The 22,124-nt window shown below is 67.6% G+C and carries 22 protein-coding genes; 5 read left to right on the top strand and 17 right to left on the bottom strand.

All coding sequences use genetic code 11. The features are described from left to right. Window positions 1-12: 12 nt before the first annotated feature. Complete coding sequence (gene chrA, locus HNO51_RS00270) at window positions 13-1,377, top strand: chromate efflux transporter (RefSeq protein ID WP_209538230.1); 1,365 nt, start codon at window positions 13-15, stop codon at window positions 1,375-1,377. Window positions 1,378-1,393: 16 nt separating this feature from the next. On the opposite strand, the gene HNO51_RS00265 is transcribed toward chrA, so the two are convergent. The 3 genes from HNO51_RS00265 to HNO51_RS00255 form a co-directional block, all read right to left on the bottom strand. Continuing rightward, entirely contained in the window at window positions 1,394-1,819 is a 426-nt protein-coding gene (locus HNO51_RS00265) for a hypothetical protein (RefSeq protein ID WP_209538229.1), read from the bottom strand. Between the two features lie 172 nt (window positions 1,820-1,991). Then, a complete protein-coding gene (locus HNO51_RS00260; RefSeq protein WP_209539142.1) occupies window positions 1,992-3,047 on the bottom strand; it encodes a TRAP transporter substrate-binding protein in 1,056 nt (351 codons plus the stop codon). Window positions 3,048-3,133: 86 nt separating this feature from the next. Next, the gene (locus HNO51_RS00255; protein ID WP_209538228.1) at window positions 3,134-5,485 is read right to left on the bottom strand and encodes a cytochrome P450/oxidoreductase; all 2,352 of its coding nucleotides are present in this window, start codon (window positions 5,483-5,485) and stop codon (window positions 3,134-3,136) included. A gap of 171 nt (window positions 5,486-5,656) precedes the next feature. Here HNO51_RS00255 and HNO51_RS00250 point away from each other — a divergent pair, with 171 nt between their 5' ends. The 3 genes from HNO51_RS00250 (at window position 5,657) to HNO51_RS00240 (ending at window position 8,218) form a co-directional block, all read left to right on the top strand. Continuing rightward, entirely contained in the window at window positions 5,657-6,334 is a 678-nt protein-coding gene (locus HNO51_RS00250) for an IclR family transcriptional regulator (RefSeq protein ID WP_197449081.1), read from the top strand. A gap of 85 nt (window positions 6,335-6,419) precedes the next feature. After that, a complete protein-coding gene (locus HNO51_RS00245) occupies window positions 6,420-7,448 on the top strand; it encodes an aspartate carbamoyltransferase (RefSeq protein WP_197449080.1) in 1,029 nt (342 codons plus the stop codon). A gap of 122 nt (window positions 7,449-7,570) precedes the next feature. Beyond that, window positions 7,571-8,218: a hypothetical protein gene (locus tag HNO51_RS00240; protein ID WP_197449079.1), complete on the top strand. Its 648-nt coding sequence runs from the start codon at window positions 7,571-7,573 to the stop codon at window positions 8,216-8,218. A gap of 19 nt (window positions 8,219-8,237) precedes the next feature. Here HNO51_RS00240 and ruvX read toward each other — a convergent pair whose 3' ends face one another. The 4 genes from ruvX to gshB are packed head-to-tail and all read right to left on the bottom strand — an operon-like array spanning window position 8,238 to window position 11,237. Beyond that, complete coding sequence (ruvX, locus tag HNO51_RS00235) at window positions 8,238-8,693, bottom strand: Holliday junction resolvase RuvX (protein ID WP_209538227.1); 456 nt, start codon at window positions 8,691-8,693, stop codon at window positions 8,238-8,240. Next, window positions 8,693-9,265 carry a YqgE/AlgH family protein gene (locus HNO51_RS00230; RefSeq protein WP_197449077.1) on the bottom strand — a complete coding sequence of 191 codons (573 nt, stop codon included), beginning with the start codon at window positions 9,263-9,265 and terminating at the stop codon, window positions 8,693-8,695. Before HNO51_RS00230 ends, ruvX begins: the two co-directional genes overlap by 1 nt. Before the next feature lie 54 nt (window positions 9,266-9,319). Further along, window positions 9,320-10,225, bottom strand: a complete 906-nt coding sequence (locus HNO51_RS00225; RefSeq protein WP_209538226.1) for an energy transducer TonB — start codon at window positions 10,223-10,225, stop codon at window positions 9,320-9,322. A gap of 34 nt (window positions 10,226-10,259) precedes the next feature. Next, complete coding sequence (gshB, locus tag HNO51_RS00220; RefSeq protein ID WP_197449075.1) at window positions 10,260-11,237, bottom strand: glutathione synthase; 978 nt, start codon at window positions 11,235-11,237, stop codon at window positions 10,260-10,262. A 184-nt stretch (window positions 11,238-11,421) separates the two neighbouring features. Here gshB and HNO51_RS00215 point away from each other — a divergent pair, with 184 nt between their 5' ends. Beyond that, window positions 11,422-11,967 (top strand): VOC family protein, encoded by a 546-nt coding sequence (locus tag HNO51_RS00215; RefSeq protein ID WP_209538225.1) that lies wholly within the window; start codon window positions 11,422-11,424, stop codon window positions 11,965-11,967. 20 nt (window positions 11,968-11,987) lie between these two features. On the opposite strand, the gene HNO51_RS00210 is transcribed toward HNO51_RS00215, so the two are convergent. The 10 genes from HNO51_RS00210 to kdgD form a co-directional block, all read right to left on the bottom strand. Then, window positions 11,988-12,734 (bottom strand): CvfB family protein, encoded by a 747-nt coding sequence (locus HNO51_RS00210; protein WP_242597171.1) that lies wholly within the window; start codon window positions 12,732-12,734, stop codon window positions 11,988-11,990. 98 nt (window positions 12,735-12,832) lie between these two features. Continuing rightward, window positions 12,833-14,410, bottom strand: a complete 1,578-nt coding sequence (locus HNO51_RS00205; RefSeq protein ID WP_209538224.1) for an aldehyde dehydrogenase (NADP(+)) — start codon at window positions 14,408-14,410, stop codon at window positions 12,833-12,835. Window positions 14,411-14,505: 95 nt separating this feature from the next. Further along, complete coding sequence (locus HNO51_RS00200; protein WP_242597170.1) at window positions 14,506-15,261, bottom strand: FadR/GntR family transcriptional regulator; 756 nt, start codon at window positions 15,259-15,261, stop codon at window positions 14,506-14,508. 45 nt (window positions 15,262-15,306) lie between these two features. Next, the gene (locus HNO51_RS00195) at window positions 15,307-16,104 is read right to left on the bottom strand and encodes an NAD-dependent epimerase/dehydratase family protein (protein ID WP_209538222.1); all 798 of its coding nucleotides are present in this window, start codon (window positions 16,102-16,104) and stop codon (window positions 15,307-15,309) included. Window positions 16,105-16,129: 25 nt separating this feature from the next. Beyond that, window positions 16,130-16,993 (bottom strand): amidohydrolase family protein, encoded by an 864-nt coding sequence (locus tag HNO51_RS00190; protein WP_209539141.1) that lies wholly within the window; start codon window positions 16,991-16,993, stop codon window positions 16,130-16,132. 5 nt (window positions 16,994-16,998) lie between these two features. Next, a complete protein-coding gene (locus HNO51_RS00185; RefSeq protein ID WP_197449070.1) occupies window positions 16,999-18,135 on the bottom strand; it encodes a mandelate racemase/muconate lactonizing enzyme family protein in 1,137 nt (378 codons plus the stop codon). Window positions 18,136-18,169: 34 nt separating this feature from the next. After that, window positions 18,170-19,450 (bottom strand): TRAP transporter large permease, encoded by a 1,281-nt coding sequence (locus HNO51_RS00180; RefSeq protein ID WP_197449069.1) that lies wholly within the window; start codon window positions 19,448-19,450, stop codon window positions 18,170-18,172. Window position 19,451: 1 nt separating this feature from the next. Further along, the gene (locus HNO51_RS00175; RefSeq protein ID WP_197449068.1) at window positions 19,452-19,991 is read right to left on the bottom strand and encodes a TRAP transporter small permease; all 540 of its coding nucleotides are present in this window, start codon (window positions 19,989-19,991) and stop codon (window positions 19,452-19,454) included. Window positions 19,992-20,049: 58 nt separating this feature from the next. Beyond that, window positions 20,050-21,042: a TRAP transporter substrate-binding protein gene (locus tag HNO51_RS00170; RefSeq protein ID WP_197449067.1), complete on the bottom strand. Its 993-nt coding sequence runs from the start codon at window positions 21,040-21,042 to the stop codon at window positions 20,050-20,052. A 50-nt stretch (window positions 21,043-21,092) separates the two neighbouring features. Beyond that, window positions 21,093-22,010, bottom strand: coding sequence for a 5-dehydro-4-deoxyglucarate dehydratase (gene kdgD, locus HNO51_RS00165; protein WP_197449066.1), 918 nt, complete (start codon window positions 22,008-22,010; stop codon window positions 21,093-21,095). Window positions 22,011-22,124: the final 114 nt, after the last annotated feature.

The raw sequence follows: 22,124 nt of genomic DNA, 5'->3' as shown, positions 1-22,124 counted from the left end.
ACGGGAGACCGCATGCCACCGCCCCTGCCGCACGACGTTCCCTTCCGCGAGGCTGTCCGCGTCTGGCTGCGCATCGCCCTGCTCAGCTTCGGCGGCCCGGCCGGTCAGATCGCGGTGATGCATCGCATCCTGGTCGAGGAGCAGCGCTGGATCGGCGAGCATCGCTTCCTGCACGCGCTCAACTACTGCATGCTGCTGCCGGGGCCAGAGGCGCAGCAGCTGGCGATCTATATCGGCTGGCTGATGCATCGCACCAAGGGCGGGCTAGTGGCCGGCACGCTGTTCGTGCTGCCCGGTTTCATTGCTATCCTGGCGCTGAGTTACCTGTATGCCGCGCTGGGCAACGTGGGCATGGTGGAGGGGCTGTTCTTCGGGCTGAAAGCGGCGGTGCTGGCCATCGTCGTCAATGCAGTGGTGCGCATCGGCAAGCGCGCCCTGCGCAACAATGTGATGCTGGGCATTGCCGCAGCCGCCTTCGTGGCGATCTTCTTTCTCGATATCGCCTTTCCGCTGATCATCCTGGGCGCGGCGCTGATCGGTTTCGTCGGCGGCAAGGCCGGCTCCCCCCTGTTTCGTGTCGGCGGCGGCCCTGGCGCGGAGGGGGCGAGCGGCCTGGCCGACGGCGCCTCCCTGCTGGGCGCCGAGCTGCCCGACCACGCGCGGCCCGACCGTGCCTGGTCGCTCAAGATATCGGCGATCTGTCTGACGCTTTGGCTGACGCCGGTGGCCCTGCTGCTGCTGGCGCTGGGACCGGACAACGTCTTCAGCCAGATCGCCACCTTCTTCAGCCGGATGGCGGTGGTAACCTTCGGCGGCGCCTACGCGGTGCTGAGCTACGTGGCCCAGGCCGCGGTGCAGCACTACGGCTGGCTGGCGCCGGGTGAGATGCTCGACGGCCTGGGCATGGCCGAGACCACCCCCGGCCCGCTGATCCAGGTGGTGCAGTTCGTCGGTTTCATGGGTGCGTTTCGCGACGCCGCCCCCCTCGATCCGTGGCTGGCCGCCACCCTGGCGGCGATCCTCACCACCTGGGTCACCTTCGTGCCCTGCTTTCTGTGGATCTTCCTCGGCGCCCCCTACGTGGAGCGCCTGCGCGACAACGCCGCGCTGAGCGGCGCCATGACGGCCATCACCGCGGCCGTCGTGGGCGTCGTGCTCAACCTGGCGGTGTGGTTCGGCCTGCACGTGGTGTTCGCCGAGGTGGGCGAGTGGCGCGGCGCGGGGCTGCGCCTGCTGATACCCGACGTCGCCAGCCTGGACCTGGCCGCCCTGGTTCTCTCGGTGGCAGCCCTGCTGGCGATCTTCCGCTTCGGCGTGGGCATGCTCAAGGTGCTGGGCGCCTGCGCCCTGGCCGGCGTGCTGCTATCGCTGTGGTGATCGCCGACGGGCGACGTCAGGCGGTCTCGGCCAGCCGCTCGAAGGCGGCGGCGTTGGGGCAGAAGGCACGGCATTCGTCGACACCCGCATTGCGGCGCAAGGCACCCCAGCAGTGGCCGGCCACCGGGCAGGCGTTGCAGTTGCCGCGCAGGCTCGGGTAGCTGGCGTGCCCGGCGACGCTGCCCGGCTCGAGGCCGAAGCGCTGCAGCATGACCGGCATCAGGGTCTCGGCCGGCGCGAAGGCGCGAAAGCCGCCGCGGTCGAGGTGGCGTACCATCTCGCGTTCGAAGGCGGGCTCCAGCGGCGTGTCGAGATCCTTGAGCATCTCGCTGTAGACCCCGGGCGATTCCGCCTCGATATCGCGTACCAGCCGCCGGGTGGAGGCGCGGTAGCTGCCTTCGCAGAGACGGTTCCACCACGTGCTCTTGGCTGCCTGGGACATGACGATTCTCCCTTTGTGTGCGTTTGTCCCAGTATCGGTCCACGAACGCTCGGCGGCATTGACGGAGGTCAAAATAGTTTCATTTGAAACTTAAGTCGTACCTGCCAGAGCGCTGCGAGCACGGCCGGGCCGTGCTCGCAAGCGTTGGACAAGCGTGAGGGAAAGGGCGCGGTTACGCTTCGGGATCGATCACCTCGTCGGCGGAGAGCCCCGCTTCGCCCTCGGCGGCCTCGAGCTGCTCGTAGAAGTAACCCTCGGCGGCTTCGCCGTCGACGCCCTTCTCCGCCGCCGCCGCCTTCCAGGCATCGGGCAGCTCGGCCGCCATCTGCTGGAAGCGCTCGATCTCCCCGGCCGGCAGCTCGACGAAGGTATTGCCCTGCTCCTTGGCGAATTCGATGCCGCGCACGTCGACCACATCCATCATGTAGCCGAACAGCCGCGAAAGCTTCTCGCCGGAAACTTCCTCGATCGCCTCGCGATCCTCGTCGGAGAGCGACGCCCAGGTGTCCGGATTGATCACCAGCGAGAAGCTGCCGCGGTAGAAGCCGCCCGGCATCTGCACCGTGTAGGGCAGCACCTCGGCCAGGCGGAAGCTCTTGAGCCCCTCCAGGGTCAGCATGGCGCCGTCGATCACGCCCTGGGTCGCCGCTTCGTAGGTGCTGGCCGGCGGCAGCGCCACGCCGGTAAGCGCCAGCGCATTGGAGATGTCGCCCATCACGCCGCCGCCGATTCGTACACGCTTGCCGTCGAGGTCGTCGAGGCTATCGATCGATTCGTTGAGGAACAGCGAGCCCGGGCCGTGCACGCCCACGCCGATCACCTCGACGCCGCGGTGTTCGCCGGCCTCGGCGAAGTGCTCGTTGTGGGTGCGCCAGTAGGCTACCGAGGCGGCCTCGGAGGAGAACTCCTCGAAGGTCGGCAACTCGGGGAGCTTGGTCAGCTCGAAGCGCCCCGGCATCAGGCCGTGGAACAGCCAGGTGACGTCTGCCACGCCGTCGGCGATCAGCTCCATCTGGGCGTTGGGCGGCCCCATGTCGTGCACCACGTTGACGGTCACGCGCCCCTCGGTGGCGTCTTCCACCCACTTGCCCCAGGTCGGCCAGACGATGGTGTTGACGCCGTGGTTGGGTCCCGCCCAGGTGCTCACCGTGAGTTCGGTGGCCGCGGCGCCCTGGAAGGCGCCCAGGGAGAGTGCGGTCAGTGTCGTCAGTGTCGCGAGCTTGTGCATTTTCATTGTCGTTCCTCGTGAGTCCCGATGGTCAGGGTTGCGTGCTCTTGTCATTTGCTCTTGTGGTGGACGGTCGATGGCCGGCCTCAGAGGGCAAGCTTCAGCCTTTTGCCTTTCGCCCGGGAGCAGCAGCTCATCAGCCGGTCCTGGCCGGCGCGCTCGGCGGCGGTGAGCACCTTGTCGCGATGGTCGATCTCGCCCTCCACCACCTCGACCTGGCAGGAGCCGCACAGCCCCTCCTCGCAGTCGCTGGGCACGTCGACACCGGCGGCGCGCAGGGCCTGCAGCAGGGTGCGATCCGCGGCCACCTCGACGACGAGTTCGGAGTCGGTGAGTTCGACCTCGAAGGCGTGCTCGTGCTCCGGGTCCAGCAGTGCCCCCTCGGCGGTGAAGTGCTCGACGTGCAGGCTGCCTTCCGGCCAATGGTGGGTGCCGGCCTCGAGCGCCGCGAGCAGGCGCTCGGGGCCGCAGGCGTAGAGCAGCGTGTTCTCGCTAGGTTCGGCAAGCAGGGCGGCGAGGTCGAGCCGCTCGCCTCGATCCTTGCGGTAGAGCCGCAGCGTTTCGCCGTGGTCGCGCTCGAGCCGTTCGACGAAGGCCATGCTGGCGCGCGAGCGACCGGCATAGTGCAGCTCGTACGACTTGCCCAGCCGCTTCAAGCGGTCGGCCATGGCGATGATCGGGGTGATGCCGATGCCGCCGGCGATGAGCACGTAGCGGCCGGCCGATTCGTCGAGGCGGAAGTGGTTCTTGGGCCCGCGCAGCCGCAGGGGCATGCCCGGTTTCAGGTGCTCGTGGATCCAGGCCGAGCCGCCGCGCCCGGCCTCCTCGCGCAGCACGGCGATCTGCAGCCAGTAGGGATCGTCCACCTCGCCGCACAGCGAATACTTGCGCACGTAGTCGCCGACGATCAGGTCGACGTGAGAGCCGGGGCTCCACGCCGGCACGCGACGCCCATGCGGATCCTCCAGGGCGATCTGCAATACGCCTTTGGCCGCCGTCTGCACCTTGGCAACCACCATTTCCCGGGCGATGTCCTGACGCGACGGCGCCCCGACGGGGAAGTCGCGCTGGGCACTGCGCACCGCCGGGTCGCGGCGCTCCGGATTCTGCACCGGGTCCCAGCGCACCCACAGCGCCTCGGGACCGCGGAAGGAGGTGTTGGGCAGGAAGGTGAATTCCTGCTCCTCGAGTTCCAGGTGCGGCAGGCGCCGGGTGAACTCCTCGAGGAAGATGCGCATCTCCATGCGTCCTAGGTTCTTGCCCATGCACTGGTGGCTGCCGTAGCCGAAGGTGAGATGGTCGACGGCGTTGTCGCGGTAGATGTCGAGCTCGTCGGGGTTCTCGAAGTGGGCCGGATCGTGATTGCCCGAAGCGGTGACCATCAGGATCCTGCCGCCCTCTGGGATGGTCACGCCGCCGACTTCCACCTCGCGAGTGGCGATGCGCCGCCAGGCCACCACCGAGCCGGAGTGGCGCAGGCACTCCTCGGCCGCGGCGGGGATCAGCGCCGGGTTGTCGCACAGATCGGCCCACACCGCGGGGCGCGAGAGCAGCTGGCGGAAGGCGTTGGCGGTGGCCAGCGCCGTGGTCTCGTGGGCGGCGACGATGATCGCCATCATCATCGAGTGCAGGTAGTTGTCGGTAACGATGTCCGGCTTGTGCCGGTTCTTCTCGATCATGTCGTACATCCAGCCGTGACCCTCCGGCCGGGCCTGCATCTTCCTCAACACCTCGCCGGAGTACTGCCAGAACTTGCCGACGCCCTCGGCCACCTCGACCTGCTGCTCCGGCGAGGGGCGCCCCCAGGTATTCAGCGTATGGGCGACGGAGAAGCGGCGCAGCTGCTCCATGTCCTCCTCGGGCACGCCGAGGAAGTGCAGCGCCACGGTGAGCGGCACCTCCCAGAACATCTCGGCGACCAGGTCGGCACGGCCGCGGTCGATGATGGCGTCGAGCTTCTCGCGCACCAGGCGGCGCACCATCGGCGCATGGGCCTCCAGCGCCTCGGGCGTGAAGGCGTCCAGCAGCTCGCGGCGCCGCGCCATGTGGGCCGGCTCGTCCTCGTTCACCAGGGTACGGTTCATGCCGTAGTCGTAGCGCTCGAGCACCGCCAGGGCCTCGTCGCTCGCCGGGGTGATCTTCTCCAGCGCGATCGACGGCGAAAAGGTGAGGTTGTCGCGGAAGATCGCCTTGATGTCGTCGTAGCGGCTGACCACCCAATAGCCGAGCCGGGGGCTGTAGAACACCGGCTCCTGCTCGCGGGACCAGCGCAGCGCCTCGGCGGGGTCGAGCTGGTAGGGGCGGTCGAAGGGGTCGAAGGCCGCCGCACGGGGCGACACGGGGCAGCCGTTGGGCGCCATCGACGGTGCACCGGCGCCGTGGAAGGGGCAGACGCCCGCGCCGGTATCGGTCTCGTTCCGGCGAGTTGCAGATGTCATGGAGCCTCCCGCGGGGTTGTCGTCCTGAATCGCCATGCTGTTTTACTTTTATCGCACACTTGGTATCGTTCAACGAACATATGGCTGACCATAGGCAGTTCCAGCAAAGCCGTCAATCCCTGCCGGCTGCGCTACCATGCTCTGCCACCATCAAGTCAAGGGACACCGTCGATGGCCACCACCCTGCAAACCCTGGATCGCGGCCTGCGTGCGCTGGAGGTCGTCGCCGAGCACGCCGAGGGCATCAGCGTCGCCGAACTCGCCGAGCGGCTGGATGTGCACCGCGCCATCGCCTATCGCATCGTTACCACCCTCGAGCAGCACGGCCTGGTGGCACGTACCAGCGAGGGCGCGCTGCGCCTGGGCGCCGGCATCTCGCTGCTGGCCTCGCGCTTCGAGCCCCAGCTGCGCGCCGTAGCCCAGCCGCTGCTGCAGGCCCTGGCCAAGGCGACCCGGGCCACCGCCTTCGTCTCGGTGGCCCAGGGCGAGGAGTGCGTGGTGCTGCTGGTGGCGGAACCGGAGGAGGGCCTGCTGCGGGTGGGCTATCGGGTCGGCAGCCGCCACCCGCTGACGCTCGGCGCCGCGGGCATCGCCATTCTCGCCGGACGCCCACCGCGCGCAGACGACAGCGAGGCGGTGCGCCAGGCCCGTGCTGACGGCTACAGCCTGACCCGCGGCCAGCTGCAGCGCGGCGCAGTGGGCGTGGCCAGCTCCGTGGCCACGCCGCAGCTGCGCCCCGGCCTCGAGGCCTGCGTGGGCGTGGTGGCGATGGATGACCTCGACACCGGGCGGGCGATACGCGAAGTGAAGGCTTACGCACAGGAATTGGCCGAACAGCTCGGCCGTTGAGCGCCACGCCGTCGCGCGCTGTGAAGCGCGGCCCCGGTGGCGTTACACTACGGGCCATCCTTCGCTGCCATCTTCGAGGCCCTCGATGAGTCGCCACCTTCTCTCCGTCGATTCCCTGACCCGCGAAAGCGTCGACCACCTGATGCGCGTCGCCGCCCGCATGGAGCCCATCGCACAGCGCCGCCAGGTCACCCGGGTGCTGGAGGGCGCCGTGCTCGGCAACCTGTTCTTCGAGGCCAGCACGCGGACCCGGGTCAGCTTCCACGCCGCCTTCTGTCGCCTGGGCGGCAGCGTGTGCGACACCACCGGCTTCACCTTCTCCTCCATGGCCAAGGGTGAGTCGCTCTACGACACCAGCCGGGTGATGAGCGGCTACTGCGACGCCATCGTCATGCGCCACCCCGACCAGGGCTCGGTGGCGGAGTTTGCCGCCGCCACCCACGTGCCGGTGATCAACGGCGGCGACGGCCCCGGTGAACACCCCAGCCAGGCGCTGCTCGACTTCTATACCATCGACAAGGAGTTCACCCGGCTGGGCAAGCCGCTCGCCGGCGCCCACGTACTGCTCACCGGCGACCTCAAGTACGGCCGCACGGTGCACTCGCTGATCAAGCTGCTGTCGCTCTACGATCCCATGCGCATCACGCTGGTGGCACCGCCGGGGCTGGAGATGCCCGATTACCTCATCGATCTGGTCGCCTCCCGCGGCCACCGCGTCGAACAGCGCGGAAGCCTGGCCGACGACTATGCCGACGTGGACGTGGTCTACACGACCCGCATCCAGAAGGAGCGCTTCACCGCCGAGATGAGCGAGGGCTTCAGCCTGTCGCGCGACTTCACCGTCGACCGCGCCTTCATGGACCAGCGCTGCGGCCGCGACACCATCGTCATGCACCCGCTGCCCCGCGACAGCCGCCCGGACGCCAACGACCTCGACGTGGACCTCAACGGCGACCCGCGCCTGGCGATCTTCCGCCAGACCGACAACGGCATTCCGGTGCGCATGGCGATCTTCGCCACCCTGCTGCAGGTGGAGGCGCTGATCGAGAAGGACCTGCGCCCGGTGCGCTGGTTCGTGCCCGAACGGGTCGGCGTCGACGATCCCTCACTGTAACGGTGCAGCCAACGCCGGGCATCGCTATGCTGAGGACGAACGGAACCTGACGAACTCGAAGAACACTCTTGAAGAACAATGGCGTTGCCCGCCGAGGCAACCGGAGAAAGGAGAGGTGACGCATGAACCTGGAACGAGCGTACATATTGCTGGCGGTGTTCTACAGCGTGCTGGTGGCGATCGGCGTCATCGCCCTGCTGGTGGGCGGAGGCCCGCCGTGGGGCGTGGTCACGGTAGGGCTGGGCGCCCTGGTCGCAGCCGGCCTGTGGGGCCACACCATGGGCAAGCCGGTGATGAACCCGCGCATGTGGCGCCCGCTGGCGGGCATCCTCGCCGCCGCCTTCCTGGTGCAACTGTTCGCCGTGTTCGCGCTGCATCCCCCCGGGGCCGAGCTGACCTGGCTCTTGACCGGCGCCATCTTCTCCGTGATGCCGGCAATCCTGCTGTTCCAGTACGGCAAGCGGGACCAGGAGGTGTGGGCCACGCCCGAGGAGCGCGAAGGCGGCAAGATGCTCGACGAGCTGCTGGCCAGGCAGCGCGAGCTGGTGCTGGAGAAGCAGGAGGCCGACCGCCAGGCCACGGTCAAGCTGACCAAGGCAGGCAACGCCTATCGCGCCAGCGTCACCCGCGGCTACGGTGGCCAGGTGGAACGCTTCGAGGAGAGCTTCACCTGCCCCGCCACGCTGGCCTTCTTCGTGCTCAAGTACACCTGCATCTCGGTGAACGACATCGCCGCGCAGTACGACGAGGAGCGGGTGCTGACCACCTGAGCCCTGCCCCGGCCTGTCGTCAGCGCGGCGGCAGGCCTTCCCGGCGGGCGAACCAGCTCTCGAGGATCAGCACTGCCGCGATGCCGTCGACGCCCTCGTCGCGGTAGCTCTTGGCGGGGTTGCGCAGCCGCCCCGACTCGCGCGCGATGGCCTTGGCCTCGCGGGTGGAACCGCGCTCGTCGACCATCTCGCAGGGCTTGCCGTAGCGGCCGTAGAGGCGCTTGCCGAACTTGCGCGCACGCAGGCTCATCTGCGATTCGCTGCCGTCCATGTTGAGCGGCAACCCCACCACGAACAGGTCCGGCCGCCACTCCTCGACCAGCCGCGTGACGACGTTCCAGTCGGGGATGCCGTCGCGGGCCGGCAGCGGCTCGAGCTGGCGGGCGCTGGCGAGCAGCTCGTTGCCCACCGCCACGCCGATGCGGCGGCTGCCGAAGTCGAAGGCCAGGATCAGGCGCGCTCCCGCATCGGCCATTACGAGTGCCCGGCCTCCCGCGACATCAGGTTGAGGTCCACGCCGAGAATGCCGGCGGCGGCACCGAGGCGCTGCTCCGCCGGCACCTTGAACAGAATGTCGGGCTGCGCCTCGACGGTGAGCCAGGCGTTGTCCTTGAGCTCCTGTTCGAGCTGGCCCGCCTCCCAGCCGGCACAGCCGAGGCACACCAGAAACTCCTCGGGACCGTTCCCCGCGGCCAGCGCCAGCAGGATGTCCATGGAGGTGGTGAGAGCGATGTCGTCATCGACCTGGATACTGGAGTCCCAGGGCTCGCTGGAGCCGCGGTGCAGGATGAAGCCGCGGTCCTTGTGGGTTGGGCCGCCGTAGTAGACCGGCGCATTGCGATGCGGGCTCTCCTCGCCGTCGAGCTCGAGCTGCTCGAACAGCGCATCGAGGGTGATCTCCAGCGGCCGGTTGACGATCACGCCCATGGTGCCGTTCTCGTCGTGGTCGCAGAGATAGCTGAGGGTGCCGGTAAAGTTGGGATCTTCCAGGTGCGGCATCGCCAGCAGAAAATGATGTCTCAAGCCTAGGTTTTGCACGGATTGCATGGGACTCCCGGGCGGCGATGATGGGCCGAGGAAACGCGGTACGAATCGTTCCTGTTAGCGCACGCCAAAATGATTGCCTTGCCCGAACCGCCAGACGCGGGTGATGGAGAGGCTGTCCCGCTCACCCATGGTGCTGTCGAAGGGCCGGTAGGGCCCGGCACCGCGCACGGTATCGAGTGCCGCCTGATCGAGTTCGGTATGTCCTGAAGATTGTATCACCTCCGCCTGGCGAAGCTGACCATCGCGTCCGATCACCACGCGGATGCGCAGCTGGCCGTGCAGGTGGCTTGGTGCCGGATGCACCCGGTTGCCGTAGTCCTCGACGCGGCGGGTCCAGTCGTCGATGTAGCGCGCCTCGGCGGCGCGCCGGGCGGCGGATCGCGGCGGGTCGTCGGCCGGCCCCGCGAGGTTGGCGTCGAGCCCCTGCTGGCGAATGCTGCTGGTGGCCTGAGCGAGCAGGTCGCGCCCCGACGCAGAAGGCGCCGCGGCGGTCGGCTCCGCGGATAATGCCTCCGGCGGGGGGGCGCTCTGCGGCTCCGTCCGTGGCGGGGCTTCGCTCTCCTCGGTGGCTTCGGCTGGCGCTTCGTCGGCGGGCTCGGCGTCGGGGCGCTCGGCCTCGCTTGACGTGGCCGGCTCCACCGTACGCTGCGGTGCCTCCGGCACCGGCAACTCCTCCAGCGGTGCCGCTCGCTGCTCGGCGGGTGCCTCCTCGGCTTGCTCACCGGCCGCCGCCTGCTCCGCCTCGGCGATGGCATCGGCGTCCACCGGCGCCTCGGCCGGGCGGGTCACCAGTACCACATCCAGGCTGGTGCGCTCCAACGGCGCCGGGGCGAACTGCCGGCTCGCCACTATCCCGAACAGCAGCAGGTGCAGCAGCAGCGCGGCGGACAGCGCCAACCAGCGACGATAGGGTCGCGTGACCGGCGCGTAGTGGATGGAGTCGCTGATCGAGGCCGCCATGGATGGAGCCCAACCTCCCCTTGCCTTATCTGCGTTACGACCGCTGCGCCAGGCGCCGCTCGATGGCATCCATCAGCAGGCCGGCGATGTCGGTACCGCGCTGGTCGTCGATCTCGCGCACGCAGGTGGGGCTCGTCACGTTGATCTCGGTGATGTAGTCGCCGATCACGTCGAGCCCGACGAACATCAGCCCCTTCTCGCGGATCATCGGCTGCACCTGCCCGATCAGCCAGTGGTCGCGGGCGGTCAGCTCGCGGCTGACGCCGGTGCCGCCGGCGGCCAGGTTGCCGCGGGTCTCGCCGGCCATGGGCACCCGGGCCAGGCCGTAGGGTACCGGCTCGCCGTCCACCAGCAGGATACGGGTATCGCCGTCCTTGATCTCGGGAATGTAGCGCTGGGCCATGATCTGGCGCTGGCCGCGTTCGCTCAGCGTCTCGATGATGGCCCCTAGGTTCCGCCCTTCGGGGCGGACATGGAAGATCCCGCTGCCGCCCATGCCGTCCAGCGGCTTGAAGATCACGTCCTGGTGCTCGGCATGGAAGGCGCGCAATACCGCTTCGCTGCACGACACTACCGTCGGCGTGCAGCACTGCGGGAACTGCTGGGCGAACAGCTTCTCGTTGCACTCCAGCAAGGCCCGCGTGGGATTGACCACCAGCACGCCCTCGCGTTCCGCGAAGCCCAGCAGGTGCACGGCATTGAGGAAGTGCGCATCGACCGGCGGGTCCTTGCGCATCAGGATCACATCGAGCTCGGCCAGCGGACGCGCCTCCGGCGCCCCCAGCGCGTACCAGTCGTCGGGGTTGCGGAAGGCGGCCAGGTCACGCATGCGCGCGTGGGCCCGGCCATCGCGCAGGTAGAGATCCTCCTGCTCCATGTAGTGCAGCGACCAGCCGCGCTCCTGGGCCGCCCACAGCATGGCCAGGGTGGTGTCCTTCTTGTAGGTGAGGTGGGCGATGGAGTCCATCACCACGCCCACCCGCAGGGATCGTTCGCTCGTCTGTCGGCTCATCGGCAGCGTTCCATCGTGATGCGGGAAGTGAGCGCAGTATGACCCAGGGCTCCGGGCAACACCAAGACGGCTTGACAGGGCACGCCGAGCCCCTCTATTTTAGTTTCAAATGAAACTAAAATAGAGGCTGAAAAAGCCCACGCAGGTCCCTGGCGCTCCCCAGCCCACCATTGCGAGACCCGTCATGATCGATATCCAGCAGATCCACCACGTCGCCTATCGCTGCCGCGATGCCAAGGAAACCGTCGAGTGGTACCAGGACAAGCTCAACATGGAGTTCCTGGTCGCCATCGCCGAGGACCGCGTGCCCTCCACCAAGGCGCCCGATCCCTACATGCACCTGTTCCTGGACGCCGGCAACGGCAACATTCTGGCCTTCTTCGAGCTGCCCAACTCGCCCGAGATGGGCCGCGACCCCAACACCCCGGAGTGGGTCCAGCATATCGCCTTCCGGGTGGCCGACGAAGCGGCCCTGCTGTCGGCGAAGGCGCAGCTCGAGAGCAAGGGCGTGGAGGTGATCGGCCCCACCGAGCACGGCATCATCCGCTCGATCTACTTCTTCGACCCCAACGGCCATCGCCTGGAGCTGACCTACGTGAAGGGCACGCCGGAGCAGATGCGCCAGCTCAAGGAGGTGGCGCCGGCGATGGTCGAGGAGTGGTCGAAGACCAAGCGCGCGCCCAAGCATGCCGCCTGGCTGCACGAGGAGGAGTTCCAAGCGCTCGACTGATCGCCCCGACCGGCGGCCGGCTAGCCCGGCTCGGTGGTAGCCCCCGGCACCAGGCGGATACCGTGGGCCTCGATGACGATCAGGCGTCGCTTGTAGAGCCGCCCGATGGCCTGCTTGAAGGCGTTCTTGCTCACCCCCAGGCGCGCCTTGATCGCCGCGGCATCGCTGCTGTCCGAGAGCGGCAGGTAGCCGCCGCTCTCGCGCAGCGCCTTGAGCACCTGCTCGCCCACCACGTCGAGACGTGCCGGCCCCGGCGGCAGCAGCGAGAGATCGAGCCGGCCGTCGTCGCGCACGCGCTTGACGTAGCCCTTGGCCCGCTGCCCCCGGCGCAGTGGCCGGGTGGCATCGTCGCGATAGAGCAGCCCCCAGAAGCGATGATTGACCACCGCCTTGTAGCCGAGGTCGGTGGCGTCGGCGACGATCAGTTCCACCTCGTCGCCCGGCGCCAGCCCCATCGCCTCGTCCAGCACGAAGCGATCGAGCTTCTGCGACGCCACCGGCCGCCCCTGCTGGTCCTCGTAGAGCCGCACCAGCACCCGCTTGCCCGGCGTGGGCCGGAAGCGCTGCTCGCCGAAGGGCAGCAGCACGTCGCGCGTATGGCCCCAGTCGAGAAAGGCACCGGTCTCGTTGACCGTGACCACCTCCAGGTAGGCCACTTCGCCCACCTGGGCCTTGGGCGTGCGCGAGGCGCGTTCGCGCTGACGTTCCGATGGGGGCCTTGGAGAATTGGGGCGACCCTGGCGACGGTCGTTGGGAAGAGAGGCCATGCATAGCTCCGCAGGTGGGTAGGGAGCCATTATGGCAAATGCGGGAAAAAAAGGCGGCCCGAAGGCCGCCAAGAGTTCCAATCGTTCCAGTGCCGGTGCTACGCCTCGCGCTTGCCATCCACCAGTCGTGAGACCTTCCACGGATTGCCGTCCTTGAGCGCCTCGGGCAGCAGGCCCTGCGGCAGCGCCTGGTAGCACACCGGGCGCAGGAAGCGGAAGATCGCCGCGCTGCCCACCGAGGTGGTGCGCGAGTCGGAGGTCGCCGGGTAGGGCCCGCCGTGGACCATGGCGTGGCAGACCTCGACCCCGGTGGGCCAGCCGTTGGCCAGGATCCGTCCCGCCTTGCGCTCGAGGATCGGCAGCAGCGCTTTCGCCGCGTCCAGGTCGGCGTCGTCCATCTGCAGCGTGGCGGTGAGCTGGCCTTCGAGCTGCGAGGCGACCTGGCGCATCTCGTGCTGATCGGCGCACTCGATCACCAGCGAGGTTGCGCCGAACACCTCCTCCTGCAGCTCGGTATCCGCGAGGAAGTCCCCGGCCGCGGTGACGTAAAGCCCCGCCTGGCACGGGTGGGCCGATTCGCCCACCTGGCCGCGGGCGACTTCCCTGACCTTGTCGTTGCTCGAAAGCCAGCCCACGCCCTGCTCGTAGGCCGCGTGGATGCCCGGAGTGAGCATGGTCTGGGCGGCGCTGGCCTTCACCGCGTCAGCCGCGGCCTCGACGAAGGCGGAAAGCTCGGGGCCCTTCACCGCGATGACCAAGCCCGGGTTGGTGCAGAACTGCCCGGCGCCCATGTTGAGCGAGGCGACGAAGCCCTCGGCGATCTTCGCCCCACGGGCACGCAATGCCTCGGGCAGCAGGAACACCGGGTTGATCGAACTCATCTCGGCGTAGACCGGGATCGGCTGGGGGCGGGCCTGGGCGGTCTTCATCAAGGCCGTGCCGCCGCCGCGGGAGCCGGTGAAGCCCACCGCCTGGATGCGCGGATCAGCGACCAGCGCCTGGCCGATCTCGCTGCCCGAACCGAACAGCAGCGAGAAGGTGCCTTCCGGCAGGTCGCGCTTCTCGACCGCGCGCTGCACGGCACGACCGACCAGCTCGGAGGTGCCGGGGTGGGCCGAGTGACCCTTGACGATCACCGGGCAGCCGGCGGCCAGCGCCGAGGCGGTGTCGCCACCGGCCACGGAGAAGGCCAGCGGGAAGTTACTGGCGCCGAACACGGCGACGGGGCCGAGCGGAATATGACGCTGGCGCAGGTCGGCGCGGGGCATCGGCTCGCGCTCGGGCAGCGCCGGGTCGAGGCGCAGGTCAAGCCACTCGCCGGCGCGCACCACGCTGGCGAACAGGCGCAGCTGGCCGCAGGTGCGGCCGCGCTCGCCCTCCAGGCGCGCCCGGGGCAGGCCGGTCTCGGCGATGGCGCGTTCGATCAGCTCGTCGCCGATGGCCTCGATCTCGCTGGCCACGGTGTCGAGAAACGCCGCACGCTGCTCCAGCGTGGTCTCGCGGTAGGTGGCGAAGGCCGCCTCGGCCAGCTCACAGGCGCGCTCGACCTCGGCCTGGGTGCCGCCGGCATAGGTAGGCGCGAGCTGCTCGCCGGTGGCGGGATTGACGGCGTGGATGGGCTTTGAACTGCCGCTTGCGGCCTCGCGGCCGATCAGCATCTTGCCTTGCGGGGTCATGATGGCTCCTGTCTTCCGGTACTTGGGCTTCGGTACTTGGGCTTCGGTACTTGGGCTTCCGGTACTTGGGCTTCCGGTACTTGGGCTTCCGGTACTTAGGCTTCCTGGTACTTGGCGTACATGGTCCGCGCGCGGTTGAGATGCTGGTACATCATCTCACGCGCTGCCTCGGGGTCACGGGCCAGGATCGCCTCGAGAATGTAGGTATGTTCTTCCTCGACCCGGGCGAGGTACTTGTCGGTGGCCGCGGTGTTGATCTCGATGCTCATCAGCTTGGCGCGGGGAATCACACCCTGGCTGAGCTGCTCGTAGAACATCTTGAAGAAAGGATTCTTGGTGGCGGCGGCGATCGCATAGTGGAACTCGTAGTCCTCTTCGCGCGCCTGGGACTTCGCCGCACGCGCCTCGATGAAGGCCGCATGCTTCTCCACGAGGGTGTGTTCGTCCTCCTCGTCGTGCCGCTCGGCGGCCAGCGCCGCCGCCGCCGGTTCCAGGTTGAGCCGCAGCTCGAGCACGTGCAGGATGTCCTCCACGGTTGTCGGGCTGATGCGTTTCGCCGGCATCGCCTCGACGCTGGTCGAGCGCAGCACGGTGGTGCCGACGCCGCGGCGGGTCTCCACCAGCCCCAGCGACTTGAGATGGGTGATGGCTTCGCGGATCACCGTGCGGCTGACGCCGAAGACGTCGCACAGTCCGTTCTCAGTCGGCAGCTTCTCGCCCACGCCGATCCCGCCGTTGACGATCAGCGCCTCGAGCTGGTCGGCGACATGCAGGGAGAGGCTGCCTTCGCGTGAAAGCTTCTGGACTTTCAGTTGCTTGAAGTCGGCCGTGATATCGGATTTACCTGCCATATCGCCATCCATCGGTCATGGTTCGTGGTAAGGGTAGACGGCCCCTCAATCGTCGGGGTGCCCGGAGCTGGCAAAGGATCCGCCCTGGTAGACGACCGCCGGATCCGTGGGATCGAGATTCGCGTCGAGCGCTTCCATCTCCTCGCGCCAGGCCGCCGAGCTGTCCTTCGGCACCCAGCCGAGAAAGGCCGCCTTGCTGTTGTCCCACCAGCGTTCGGCATTGTTCGAGAAGCCGTAGACCACCGTGCAGCCCAGGCGCGGGGTGACGATGGCCCGCTGCACCAGGCTGATGAAATCCTCGGCGCTGAGCCAGATCGCCAGCTTGCGCGTGTCGGTCGGCTTGGGGTGGCACCAGCCGATGCGCACGCTGAGCGTCTCGACGCCGAACTTGTCATGATACAGGCTGGCCAGGTCTTCGCCGAAACACTTGGTCACGCCGTAGAGCGAGTCGGGCCGGTGCGGCACCTCGGTGTCGATGCGCCGCGACCGCTCGTAGTAGCCGGTGGTGTGGTTGGAGCTGGCGAAGATCACCCGCGGCTTGCCGTGTCGGCGCACCGCCTCGTAGAGGTTGTAGGTACCGACGATGTTGGCCTGCAGCAGGCTCGCCCAAGGCTTCTCCACCGAGACGCCGCCCAGGTGGATGATGGCGTCGCAGCCCTGCACCAGCTTACCCACCGCCCCGGCGTCGGCGAGGTCGCACGGCACGAGTTCCTCGTGGCTGGCCGCCTCGCCCAGCTCGGCGATGTCCGACAGCCGCACCGTACGCGCCAGCTGCGCCAGGTGCGGCCGGATGATGCGGCCCATGCCGCCGGCGGCGCCCGTTACCAACAGTCGATCGATCATGCACTTTCCTCCTTCGGACAAGGGTTCAGAAGCCGTACAGGGCGGCAGGGTTGTCGACCAGGATCCGGCGGCGTGTCTCGGGTCCGGCCCAGCCGAGCAGCACGTCGAGCTGCTCGGCATCATCGGGATAGCGCTCGCGCGGCACGCCGACATGGGGCCAGTTCGAGCCCCAGATCACCCGCTCGGGGGCATGGGCAACGACACGCCAGGCGATGGCGCCGACGTCCTCGTAGCGCGGCCCCCCGATTGTGCTGGTCTCGTAGCCGCCACACAGCTTGAACCAGGCGTTGCCGCGATCGAGCAGCCGCAGGATGGCGTCGACGCGGCGATCGTTCGCCGGCACCGGCGGCATGAACTTGCCGATATGGTCGATGATGTAGTCGCCCTCGAGGCGCTGCAGGCCGTCGAGGTAATCGTCCAGGTGCTGGCCGTTGAACTGCACCATCAGGTGCCAGCCCAGCGGACGGACCAGGCGCTCGACCGCGGGCATGTCGGCATGGGTCACGGCGCCGCCGGGCAGGTTCATGATGCGCGCGCCGCGCACGCCTTTGGCATGCCAGTCGCGCAGCGTCGTCTCAGCGGTGCCGGGGGCCACCGCCGCCACACCGCGCGCCGTTTCAGTGCCCAATTGGCCGAGGGCTTCGAGCAGCGCACCGTTGTCGAGCTGATAGGCGTTGGATTGGGTGACCACCACCCGCTCCAGCCCCAGACGCGCCTGCACCCGGCGGTAATCCTCGACCGTGGCCAGCTCGACGATGCCGGGCCCGCCGGGCTGGGCCGCGAAGCCCGGCAGGTAGAGGTGCATGTGGCAGTCGGTGGCACCCGGCGGTGCGGCCAGCCGCGGCGGCGGACCGTCCAGCGGCCGGGTATTGGCAGGTATCGCGGTCACGTTCGTCATGCCTCCTCGAGGGCGAAGCGGGCGAGGGCCTCGCGGTCGATCTCGATGCCGAGCCCGGGCCCGTCCGGTATCGCCACCACGCCCCGGTGGTGTTCGATGGGCGTCGTCACCACCGCCTGGCGGAAGGGGTTCTCGGTGCGATCGAACTCGAGAATCGGCTCGATCGGGTCGCGCCGCGGCGGGTTGGGCAGCAGGGCGGCCATGAACTGCAGGCTGGCGGCCAGGCATACCGCGGTGCCCCATACGTGCGGCACCAGGCGCACGCCGTGCAGCGCCGCCATGTCCGCCACCCGGCGAATCTCGGTGAAGCCACCGACGCCGCAGATGTCGGGCTGGACGATGTCCACGGCGCGGGTCGCCAGCGGCTCGTGCATGGCATAACGGCCGTGCCAGGTCTCGCCGCCGGCCACCGGGATCGGCTGATCGGCACGCACCGCCCGGTAGGCCGAGACATGCTCGGGCAGCACCGGCTCCTCGAACCAGTCGATGCCGAACTTCGCCGCCCGCCGGCCCACTTCGACGGCTTCCAGAGTGTCGTAGCCGTGATTGGCGTCGATCATCAGGCGCATGTCGGGCCCGATCGATTCGCGCACCGCCTCGATGACGCGCAGGTCCTCCTCGACGTCGAAACCGATCTTGATCTTCACCGCGTGGAAGCCTTCGCGGCGGTAGCCCGCCACCTCGCGGGCGATGTCCTCGACCCGGTCGACGCCTTCCCGGCGGAACGAGCCGGTGGCGTAGGCCCGCACGCTGTCGCGGAAGCGGCCGCCGAGCAGGGTCGAGATCGGCACGCCGAAGTGCTTGCCCTTGATGTCCCACAGGGCGATGTCGATGCCGCTCAGGGCGGTCACGGTCAGGCCGCGCTGGCCCTGGTCGCGCAGTCGATTGTAGAGCTCGAGCCAGAGCTTCTCGGTCTGCAGCGGGTCCTGACCGATCAGCGCGGCACTGTAGGCCTTGACCACCGCCGCGTTGGGCTGGGCCGGCCCCAGGCACTCGCCCCAGCCGGTGGTGCCGTCGTCGCAGACGATCTCGACCAGGCAGTGCTGGCGCCGGGCGAAGTGCATCGAAGCGCTCTCGAAGGCGGTGTCGAGCACGTGGTCGAGGATATGGGTGTGTACGGCTGCAATTTTCATCATCGAGTCCGTTACGGTTCGGTCGAAGGGAGGCTCAGCGGAACAGCACCGGCAGCGACAGCGAGACGGCCGGCACGTAGGTCACCAGCATCAGGGCGACGAACAGCGCCAGGTAGAAGGGCCAGATGGTGCGCACGGCCTCTTCGATCTTGATCTTGCCGATCACGCAGCCGACGAACAGGCAGGCCCCCACCGGCGGCGTGCACAGCCCCAGCCCCAGGTTCATCATCATGATGATGCCGAACTGGATCGGATCCATGCCGAACTGCATCGCCACCGGCAGGAAGATTGGCGTACAGATCAGGATCAGCGCCGCCATGTCCATGATCATGCCGAGCCCCAGCAACAGCAGGTTGAGCAGCAGGAAGATGACGATGGGCTTGTCGGACAGCGCCATCAGCACGTCGGTCAGCAGCAGCGGCACGTTGTAGAGCGCCAGCAGGTAGGAGAACGCCGAGGCGCAGCCGACCAGGATCATCACCAGCGCGGTGGTCTTCACCGACTGCAGCACCGCCGCCTTGAACGAGGCCCAGCGCAGCTCGCGGTAGACCAGCGCGGTGACGACGATGGCATAGATGGCGCCGAAGGCCCCGGATTCGGTCACGGTGAGAATGCCCGACAGCACCCCGCCGACGATGATCACCGCCGTGAGCAGCCCCGGCAGGGCCGCGGCCAGGCTGATGATCAGCACGTCCCAGCCGGGAAAGGTCTCGCCCCGGTAGCCGCGTTTCACCGCCACCAGGTAGGCCGCCACGGCCAGCGTCAGACACATCAGGATGCCCGGCACGATACCGGCGATGAACAGCTGGGTGACCGAAATGCCACCGCCGGCCGCCACGGCATAGAGAATCATGTTGTGGCTCGGGGGGATCACCACGCCGGCGACCGAGGAGGTCACCGTGACGTTGACGGCATAGTCGGCATCGTAGCCCTTCTCCTTCATTACCGGCACCAGGATCGAACCGAGCGCCGAGGTATCGGCCACGGCCGAGCCAGAAATGCCGCCGAACAGCATCGAGGAGCTGACGTTGACGATGCCCAGTCCGCCGCGCATCCTGCCTACCGCAGCGGACGCCAGGCGCACCAGGCGGGCGGAGATCCCGCCGTGCAGCATCAGCTCGCCGGCAAAGATGAAGAATGGAATGGCCAGCAGCGAGAAGACCGAGATCCCCGACAGGATGCGCTGGAACGCCACGAACAGCGGTAGCCCCTCGTAGAGGAAGGTGGCCACGGCGGCCAGCCCCACGGCGAATGCCACGGGGGCGCCTGCCACCAGGCCGAGAAAGAAGACACCGAACAGAATGGCCAGGCCCATGTCAGTTACCCTCGTTGGATTCGTAAGCGGTAATGCGCGACACGATGTTGGCCACGGAGAACAGCACGATCAGCACGCCGCAGATCACCAGGGGCGCGGCGCGCCAGCTCTCGGCGAGGCGGATCATCGGAATCGCCCGCTCGAGGTTGGCCATCACCAGGCCCCAGCCCTGGTAGGCCATGAAGGCGCCGAAGGCGATGACGAAGAGATCGGCGACGTAGCGAAAGAGCGTCCTGAAGGGCTCGGGCATGCCTTCGCGCACGAAGTCGATGCTCAAGTGGGAATTTCCCCTGACCCCGGCCGCGGCCCCCAGGCAGGTGATGTAGACCACCAGCAGCAGGGCAGCCTGCTCGACCCAGGTCGGCGTGTTGTTGAGCACGTAGCGGCCGAACACCAGCCAGCCGAAGATGGCGATGAGAAAGACGAGCATGACGCCCGCCGCCGCCAGGCAGAGGCTGGCCAGGCCATCCAGTACCTTGCCGGCAATGTGCTTCAGGCGGGGGAACGTCACGGCAGCCTCGACATCGACATGGGTTCTCATGGGCGTATGCCTCCTTCCCCCTTGGCGCCAGGGCGCCAAGGGGGCATCGCAGCGAAGCTCAGTTCGAGTTCCGGATGGCGTCGACCAGGCTCTCGAGGTCGGGATTTTCCTCGATGAAACCCGCGTAGACCGGCTCCATCCGCTGCTGGAAGGCGGCCTTGTCCTCCACCTCGTTGATCTGAACGCCGGCGTTCAGCACGACCTGGCGGCTCGCCTCGGAGCCCTCGACCCACAGCTCGCGCTGCATCTGCGAAGCCTTGATCGCCTCCTCGCGCACGATCTCCTGGTCCTCGGCGGAGAGCGCCTCCCAGCTCGCCTTGGCGATGCACAGGCACTCGGGAATGATCAGGTGTTCCGTGAGGGAGTAGTACTCGGCGGCCTCGTAGTGGTTGCTGGATTGGAAGGAGGGGTAGTTGTTCTCCGCCCCGTCGAGCACGCCGGTCTTCAACGACTGGTATACCTCACCATAGGCCATCGGCGTCGCGTTGCCGCCCAGCGCCTCGATCATGTCGACGTAGAGGTCGTTGTTCATGACCCGGATCTTGAGCCCCTGCATGTCTTCGGGCATATGGACCGGGCGCTTGGTGTTGTAGAGGCTGCGCTCGCCGGAGTCGAACCAGGAGAGGGCCACCAGATTCTTCTCGGCGAGGGCGTCGGCAAACTGCTGGCCGATCTCGCCATCCATGACTTCGTGCATGTGCTCGACGCTGCGGAAGATGAAGGGCAACGAGAGGACGTTGGTCTCCGGCACGATGGGTCCCATCGGTCCCATGTTGAAGTTGGCGAAATTCAGCACCCCGCTGCGGGTCTGCTCGATGGCATCGGGCTGGTCGCCAAGCACGCCGTTGTTGTAGACCTGCGCGGTGATGCGCCCCTCGGTGCGCTCGGTCACGTTCTCGGCAAAGGCTTCCAGCGCCACGGTGTTGGGGTAGCCCGGCGGGTGGATGTTCCAGCCGCGCCAGGTATCGGCCTGCACCGGCAGCGCCATGGCCGCCAGGGCGGCGGAAACGGCAATGGCACAGAACGTCTTGTTTGTTGAGATTGTTTTCATGACGTGCTCCTCGCTTGTTGCTCTAGGGTACGAGCTTGTGTGGATTGGCGTTACAACTGCTGAGCGATGCCGACGAGTCTTTCCAGCCGATGACGCTCCTCCGAAGTGGGCATGACCAAAGGTGCCCTGACACTACCGGCCGGACGGCCGATGATCTCGGCCCCGGCCTTGATCAGGCTGACGGCATAGCCTGGCTTTCGGTCCCTGAGATCCACGAAGGGAATGAAGAAGTCGTGGGTGATGCGCTTCACGACCTCGGCATTGCCCGCGCGGAGTTCCTGGTAGAACTTCACCGCCATGTCCGGCACGAAATTGAATACGGCGGATGAATAGGTATTCACACCGATGGCAAGGTACGCCTCGGCGAAGATCTCGGCGGTGGGCACACCTCCCACGTAAACCAGCCGATCGCCAATGGTCTTGATGATCCTGTTCAGTGCCTGGATGTCGCCCTTGCCATCCTTCAGCCCGATCAGGTTGGGGCAGGCATCGGCCAGCTCGCGCACCGCCTCGGCGCCGAGCACGCCGTTGCCGCGGTTGTAGTAAATGATGCTGAGATCGGTCCAGTCACATATCGCTCGGGCATACTCCACCAAGCCGTCTTGGGGGCATTCGGTCAGGTAGGGCGGCATCAGCAGGATGCCGTCGGCGCCCGCCTCTTCGGCCGCCTTGGCGAAGGCCTTGCCGCTGGCAACGCTCAGGCCCGAGCTGGCGATGACCGGCAGTCTGCCGGCGACGGTTTCGACGGCCACACGAACCACATCGCGGTACTCGTCGAGCGTGAGATTGAAGAACTCCCCCGTGCCGCCGGCGACGAATACGGCCGAGATGTCATGGCTGATGAACCACTCCAGACGACGACGGTAACTGTCCGCATCGAACCGCCCCTCCTTATCGAAATCGGTAATGGGGAAAGACAGCAATCCATCGCCCAAGGCTTCCATCACGGCTGCTCTGGAAAACTTCACGGAGACATCCTCTTGTTCATGCATCGGCCCGTTGGAAGGCAACTTCGGTCCGGTCTGGAGTCCTATCGCCTTCAGTTGTCATACATCATACAACCTAAACAGGAACGCAGAAGC

Origin of the sequence: Billgrantia sulfidoxydans (genome assembly GCF_017868775.1) — a bacterium.
In the GTDB taxonomy this organism is placed as follows: domain Bacteria; phylum Pseudomonadota; class Gammaproteobacteria; order Pseudomonadales; family Halomonadaceae; genus Halomonas; species Halomonas sulfidoxydans.
The sequence above is the reverse complement of the archived record's forward strand: the minus strand, read 5'-3'. Positions and strand labels throughout refer to the sequence as shown.